The sequence below is a fragment of the Bradyrhizobium sp. UFLA05-109 genome, assembly GCF_054185165.1.
This window is the reverse complement of record NZ_JBBIAR010000062.1, coordinates 48733-55048: the sequence shown is the minus strand read 5'-3', so window position 1 is coordinate 55048 and position 6316 is coordinate 48733. Positions and strand designations below refer to the sequence as shown.

At 63.3% G+C, this 6316-nt stretch carries 6 protein-coding genes; 2 read left to right on the top strand and 4 right to left on the bottom strand.

Annotated elements, in window-relative coordinates; genetic code table 11:
* Positions 1-210: 210 nt before the first annotated feature.
* Positions 211-1329 (bottom strand): 4-hydroxyphenylpyruvate dioxygenase, encoded by a 1119-nt coding sequence (hppD, locus tag Q3C01_RS34345; protein ID WP_458149701.1) that lies wholly within the window; start codon positions 1327-1329, stop codon positions 211-213.
* A 120-nt stretch (positions 1330-1449) separates the two neighbouring features.
* Between hppD and Q3C01_RS34340 the strand changes: the two genes are divergently transcribed.
* Positions 1450-1929, top strand: a complete 480-nt coding sequence (locus Q3C01_RS34340) for an Lrp/AsnC family transcriptional regulator (protein WP_458149700.1) — start codon at positions 1450-1452, stop codon at positions 1927-1929.
* Positions 1930-2083: 154 nt separating this feature from the next.
* A complete protein-coding gene (locus Q3C01_RS34335) occupies positions 2084-2395 on the top strand; it encodes a DUF1272 domain-containing protein (protein ID WP_458149699.1) in 312 nt (103 codons plus the stop codon).
* Between the two features lie 124 nt (positions 2396-2519).
* On the opposite strand, the gene fahA is transcribed toward Q3C01_RS34335, so the two are convergent.
* The 3 genes from fahA to Q3C01_RS34320 all read right to left on the bottom strand — a co-directional run bounded on the left by fahA (position 2520) and on the right by Q3C01_RS34320 (position 6301).
* Positions 2520-3791 carry a fumarylacetoacetase gene (fahA, locus tag Q3C01_RS34330; RefSeq protein WP_458149698.1) on the bottom strand — a complete coding sequence of 424 codons (1272 nt, stop codon included), beginning with the start codon at positions 3789-3791 and terminating at the stop codon, positions 2520-2522.
* Between the two features lie 204 nt (positions 3792-3995).
* Positions 3996-5342 carry a homogentisate 1,2-dioxygenase gene (gene hmgA, locus Q3C01_RS34325; protein ID WP_458149697.1) on the bottom strand — a complete coding sequence of 449 codons (1347 nt, stop codon included), beginning with the start codon at positions 5340-5342 and terminating at the stop codon, positions 3996-3998.
* Positions 5343-5344: 2 nt separating this feature from the next.
* The gene (locus Q3C01_RS34320) at positions 5345-6301 is read right to left on the bottom strand and encodes an MBL fold metallo-hydrolase (RefSeq protein WP_458149696.1); all 957 of its coding nucleotides are present in this window, start codon (positions 6299-6301) and stop codon (positions 5345-5347) included.
* Between the last annotated feature and the right edge of the window lie 15 nt (positions 6302-6316).

Here is a 6316-nt window from a genome sequence, read left to right as displayed (position 1 = left end):
CACGGCGTCAAGCGCCAAGGACCCAACGGCTTCCCGCCCACCACCATCATGACAGACTTTCCAGACACAGGGACCCATAACCACAGGGAGTAGTTTGGCGAAGGCTCGTGGTTGCCAAGCTCGTCTAACAACCACTCCCTGTGGTTATGGGTCCCGGCCTTCGCCGGGACGACACCTGTTGGTTGGCGTGAGTTCGCGCACAACTCAGCCTTACGCCGCATTCCCCACCTTCAGCACGCCACGGCGGATCTGATCCTCCTCGATCGATTCGAACAGCGCCTTGAAATTACCCTCGCCAAAGCCGTCGTCGCCCTTGCGCTGGATGAACTCGAAGAAAATCGGGCCGATCGCGTTGGCCGAGAAGATCTGGAGCAGCACCTTGGTCTGGCCGCCGTCGACGACACCCTCGCCGTCGATCAAGATGCCATTCCGCTGCAATCGCGCGACGTCCTCACCGTGCTTGGGCAGCCGCGCGTCGACCTTCTCGAAATAGGTGTCGGGCGGTGACGGCATGAAGGGCAGGCCGGCCTCACGCAGGCCCTCGATCGTGCCGTGGATCTCGCGGCAGCCGCAGGCGATGTGCTGGATGCCCTCGCCGCGATAGATCTTGAGATACTCCTCGATCTGTCCGGAATCGCCGGCATCCTCGTTGATGGGAATGCGGATCTTGCCGTCGGGGCTGGTCAGCGCCCGCGAGAACAGGCCGGACGCACGGCCCTCGATGTCGAAGAAGCGGATCTGGCGGAAGTTGAAGAGCTTTTCGTAGAAGCCGGCCCAGACATCCATGCGGCCGCGATGGACGTTGTGGGTGAGGTGGTCGAGATAGAACAGGCCGGCGCCAGCAGGCCGCGGGTCGCGCGCGCCAAGCCATTCGAACTCGGAATCATAGGCCGAGCCCTTCGCGCCGTAGCGATCGACGAGATAGAGCAGGCTGCCGCCGATGCCCTTGATTGCGGGCACATCCAGCGTCTTCTGCGTGGACGAGACGTCGGCCGGCTCGGCGCCGAGCGCGATCGCGCGCTCATAGGCTTGCCTGGCATCGACCACGCGGAACGCCATCGACGGCGCGCACGGCCCATGCGCGGCGACGAAATCGAAGCCATGCGTGCCGGGTTGCTCGTTGACGATGTAGTTGATGTCGCCCTGGCGATAGACCGTGATTGCCTTGGTCTTGTGGCGCGCGACCGGCGCAAAGCCCATCAGCTTGAACAGCGCGTGCAGCTCTTGCGGATCGGGATGGGCATATTCGACGAACTCGAACCCGTCAGTGCCCATCGGATTGTCGGCGCTGATGGTGGCAGGCGGTGCATCGTGCGGAAACGGACCCATGGCGACTTCTCCCGGATTGTTCGCCTGAACTATCCTTCATGGGGCGCGCAATGGGCGTGCAAACGGGACGCGATTCCGGTATGATATGCACGGTTTGTGCATGAAATGGACAAATTGCGCATGATTCCGGTAGACGTCTTCGATCTCAAGATCCTGACTGCGCTCCAGGACGACGGCCGCCTCACCAACCAGGAGCTCGCCGATATCGCGGGGCTTTCGGCCTCGCAATGCTCGCGGCGGCGCATGCGGCTGGAGGAAGAAAAGGTGATTGCGGGCTACCATGCCGACCTCTCCAGCGAGGCGCTCGGCTTCGGCGTCGTCGCCTTCATCCAGGTGACGCTGGCGACGCACTCGCCCGACAACGCCAAGCGATTCCGAACGCTCGTCGGCCGGATCGATGAGATCCAGGAGGCCTATTCGCTCACCGGCGACGCCGACTATGTGCTGAAGGCGGTGCTGCGCGATCTCAAGGGGCTCTCCAACCTCGTCAACGACGTGCTGATGCCGCACCAGAGCGTCGCGCATGTGCGCTCCTCGATCGTGCTCGACCGCCTGAAGGAGAGCTCGCGGCTGCCGTTGAAGGGGCTCACCCCTGGCTGAAATCGAGGGAAATGCGGCATTCGCGCACGGCGCGCGATCTGCGATGATCGGCGCCAGCCTATTTTTGTTTGAGCATGATCTTTTCGGAAAGCCGCTTCACACTTTGCGCTAACGCGGCCTTTCGGGTCCGGATCATGCTCCGGGAGACTGAGCCATGGCACTCCAGCTTCGGCCGAACTGCGAATATTGCGACTGCGATCTGCCGCCGAATGCTATGAATGCGCGGATCTGCTCCTATGAATGCACGTTCTGTGCGGACTGCGTCGAGACGAAACTCTTCAACGTCTGCCCGAACTGCGGCGGCGGCTTTGCGCCGCGCCCGATCCGCCCTGAGAAGGAATGGCGGCCGGGCGTGTGCGTGGCGAAGCATGTTCCATCAGACAAGCGGGTGCATTTGAAATACAGCGTGGAGGATGTCACCGCGCATTGCGCGCGGATCCGCGACGTGCCGCCAGAGGCGCGGTGAACTCGTAGGGTGGGCAAAGGCGCTTTTGCGCCGTGCCCACCATCTCTCCGCGCATGCAACAGACGAGGTGGGCACGGCACGCGAAGAGCGCGCCTTTGCCCACCCTACAATTCGTGGCGCCGTCCTAAGCCGCCGGCAGAATCGTCCCCTCGACCTCGCCGAAGCCGACGCGATAGCCGTCGCCCTGGCACCAGCCACGCATGACGAGGCTGTCGCCATCTTCGAGGAACGACCGTTTGATGCCGCCTGGCAACTCCACCGGCTCGGTGCCGTTCCAGGAGATTTCGAGCAGGCTGCCGCGCTGGTTCTTCTCGGGCCCGGAGATCGTGCCGGAGCCGAGGAGATCGCCGACATTCATCGCGCAGCCGCTGGAGGCGTGGTGCATCAATTGCTGGACCGATGACCAGTACATGTACTTGAAATTGGTGCGGCTGATGCTGGCGGGCGTATTCGTGCCGGCGGCGCGCAAGGAGACGTCGAGTTCGACATTATAGTTCTGCGGCCGACCCTGTCTGAGATAATCGAGCGGCGCCGGACTCTGCTCGGGACCTTTAGTGCGGAACGGCTCCAGCGCCTCGCGCGTCACCACCCACGGGCTGATCGAGGTCGCAAAGGCCTTTGCGAGGAACGGCCCGAGCGGCACATATTCCCATTGCTGTATGTCGCGCGCGCTCCAGTCGTTGAGCAGCACGAAGCCAAAAATCATCTCCTCGGCCTGCTGCTCGCTGAGCATGCCGCCCATCGGCGACGGCTGTCCGATGACGACGCCCATCTCCAGCTCGAAATCGAGCCGCTTGCAGGGCGCGAAGCCCGGCACCTCTGCGGTCGGCGGCTTCAACTGCCCGCGCGGCCGCTTCACCTTGGTGCCGGACACCACCACCGTCGAAACGCGGCCGTTATATCCGATCGGCATGTAGAGCCAGTTCGGCTGCAGCGCATTGTCCTTACCGCGGAACATCACGCCGACATTGGTGGCGTGCTCCTTCGACGAATAGAAGTCGGTATAGCCGGAGACCGCGAATGGCAGATGCAGCCGCACATCACGCATCGGCACAAGGGCCTGCTTGCGCAGATCCTCGTTGTCGCGCAGCTCCGGATGATCGTGGCGGAGCAGCTCACTGATCCGCGCCCGCGTCTTCGCCCAGACCTTTGGTCCTAGTGCCATGAACGGATTGAGTGATGGCGCCGAGAACACGCCGAGCGGGCCGACATCGAGGCGAGAGTCCTGCTCGAGCTCCCAGAGGTCGAGCACGTAGTCACCAATCGCGACCCCGACCCGCGGTGCCGGGTAGGCCGCCGTCGAGAACACGCCATAGGGCAGGTTCTGGATCGGGAAGTCGGAGGACGGATCGACGTCGATGAAGGAGCGGAGGCTGGGATCGTTGGGATGGGGCATTGGCTTCCCGTAGGCGCAGCGGTGACGATATCACCCTCCCCTGGAGGGGGAGGGTCGGCTCATTGAGCGCAGCGAAATATGAGACGGGGTGGGGTGACCTCTCAACACGGGCACCGCCTCAATGGAGAGGCTGTCCACCCCGCTACGCATTCCGCTTCGCTGCATGCGTAGCGCCCCTCCCCCTCCAGGGGAGGGTAAGCAAGACTACGGCCGGTTCGGATCGAACCGCTTCTCCAGGCCCTTCCAGCAATCCGCATAATCGTCCTGGAGCGTCGACGACTTCGCGGCATGCGCGGTGACGCGCTGCGGGAAGCGGGTCTCGAACATGAAGGCGAGTGTGCCGGTGAGCTTGACCGGTTTCAACTCGCCATTGCTGGCGTGATCGAAGGCGTCGCGGTCAGGGCCGTGCGGCAGCATGCAATTGTGGAGCGAGATACCGCCCGGAACAAACCCTTGCGGCTTGGCATCATAGACGCCGTACACCAGCCCCATGAACTCGCTCATGATGTTCATGTGGTACCAGGGCGGGCGGAAGGTGTTGTCGGCAACCATCCAGCGCTCGGGGAAGATGACGAAGTCGATATTCGCCGTGCCCGCCGTCTCCGATGGCGAGGTCAGAACCGTGAAGATCGAAGGATCGGGATGGTCAAAGGCGATCGCGCCGACCGGCGAGAAGGTACGCAGATCGTATTTGTACGGCGCGTAATTGCCGTGCCAGGCGACCACGTCGATCGGCGAATGCGGCAGCGTCGTCTTGAACAGCGAGCCGCCCCATTTGACGTAGAGCTCGGTCGGCGTGTCCTTGTCTTCGTAACTCGCAACCGGCGTCAGGAAGTCGCGCGCGTTGGCAAGGCAATTGGCGCCGATCGGGCCGCGCTCCGGCAGCGTGAAGGCGCCGCCATAGTTTTCGCAGAGATAGCCGCGCGCCGGCCCGTTCGGAATCTCCACGCGGAACTTGACGCCGCGTGGAATCACCACGATCTCGCCGGGCTCGGCATCGATGCGACCGAACTCGGTGACGAGACGCAGATTGCCCTGCTGGAGCACGAACATCAGCTCGCCGTCGGCATTGTAGAAATGCTGGTCCACCATCGATTTGGTGATGAGGTAGATATGCGCGGCCATACCGGCCTGCGTATTGACGTCGCCGGCCGTCGTCATGGTCTGCACGCCCGCAATGAAGGTGATCTCCTCCTTCGGGATCGGCGTCGGGTCCCAGCGCAGCTGCGCGATCGGCAGGTCGTATTCCTGGCACGGCGCCGAGCGCCACAGGCCAGCATCGACCTTCTCGAAGCGACCCGAATGCTTCACCGACGGGCGGATGCGATAGAGCCAGGAGCGCTCATTGGTGCCGCGCGGCGCCGTGAAGGGCGAGCCTGACAATTGCTCGGCGTAGAGCCCATAGGCACAGCGCTGCGGCGAGTTGCGCCCCATCGGCAGCGCGCCCGGCAGCGCCTCCGTCTCAAAGCTGTTGCCGAAGCCGGACATGTAGCCCGGCGTCACCTGGGCCGTGCTGCGAACAATCTGGTCAGGCGAGGTGTTGACGTTCATGACTATCCTCCTCCTTGCAAGGCAGCCCACATCTCCTGGTCGCGCTTGTCGGTCCAGATCACGGGGTCATCGATCCCGGACGCCTCGTCAAAGGCGCGCGACACGTTGAACGGCAGGCAGTGCTCGTAGATGGCAAAGCTCGAAAACTTGGGATCCATCACCTCGCGCGTCGCCGCCATCGTCTCCTTCAACGTGCGGCCCTTGGCGACGGAGACTTCCGCCGCGCCATAGAGCGTGGTGACGAAGTTACGCGTCATCGCGATCGCCTCGCGCGCGGTGGTCGTGCCTTTCAGCGCATCGCCGCGACCCGGCGCGATCGCCTTCGGATTGAAGTTGCGGATCTCGGTCAGCGTCAGCGGCCATTCGCGCAAATGCGCATCGCCGCAATAGCAGGCGGAGTGATATTCGATGAGATCGCCGGAGAACATCACCTCGGCATCCGGCACCCAGGCGACGATGTCGCCCGAGGTGTGGCCCGCCCCGAGCTGCATCAACCGCACCTCGCGCTTGCCCAGATAAATCGACATCTCGCCTTCGAAGGTGAGCGTCGGCCAGGTCAGCCCCGGAATGCTTTGGGCGTCCTGGAACAGGCGCGGGAAGCGACCATACTCGGAATCCCAGTCCTGCTTGCCGCGCTCCTCGATCAGCCGATAGGTTTCCTGCGAGGCGACGATGCCTTGCGCCTTGTAGGCGGATGCGCCGAGCACGCGGACCGCGTGATAATGCGACAGCACGACATATTTGATCGGCTTGTCGGTGACGCTGGCTACGTGCTCGATCACCTTGTTCGCCATCGCCGGTGTTGCCTGCGCGTCGAACACCAGACAGCCGTCCTCGCCGACGATGACCGCAGAGTTCGGATCGCCCTCGGCGGTGAAGGCATAGAGATCGGGACCGATCTCGGAGAAGGTAACCTTCTTCTCCGCGAGATCGCCGGTGGATGCGAAGTTCTTCGCCATCAGTTCGTTCCTTGC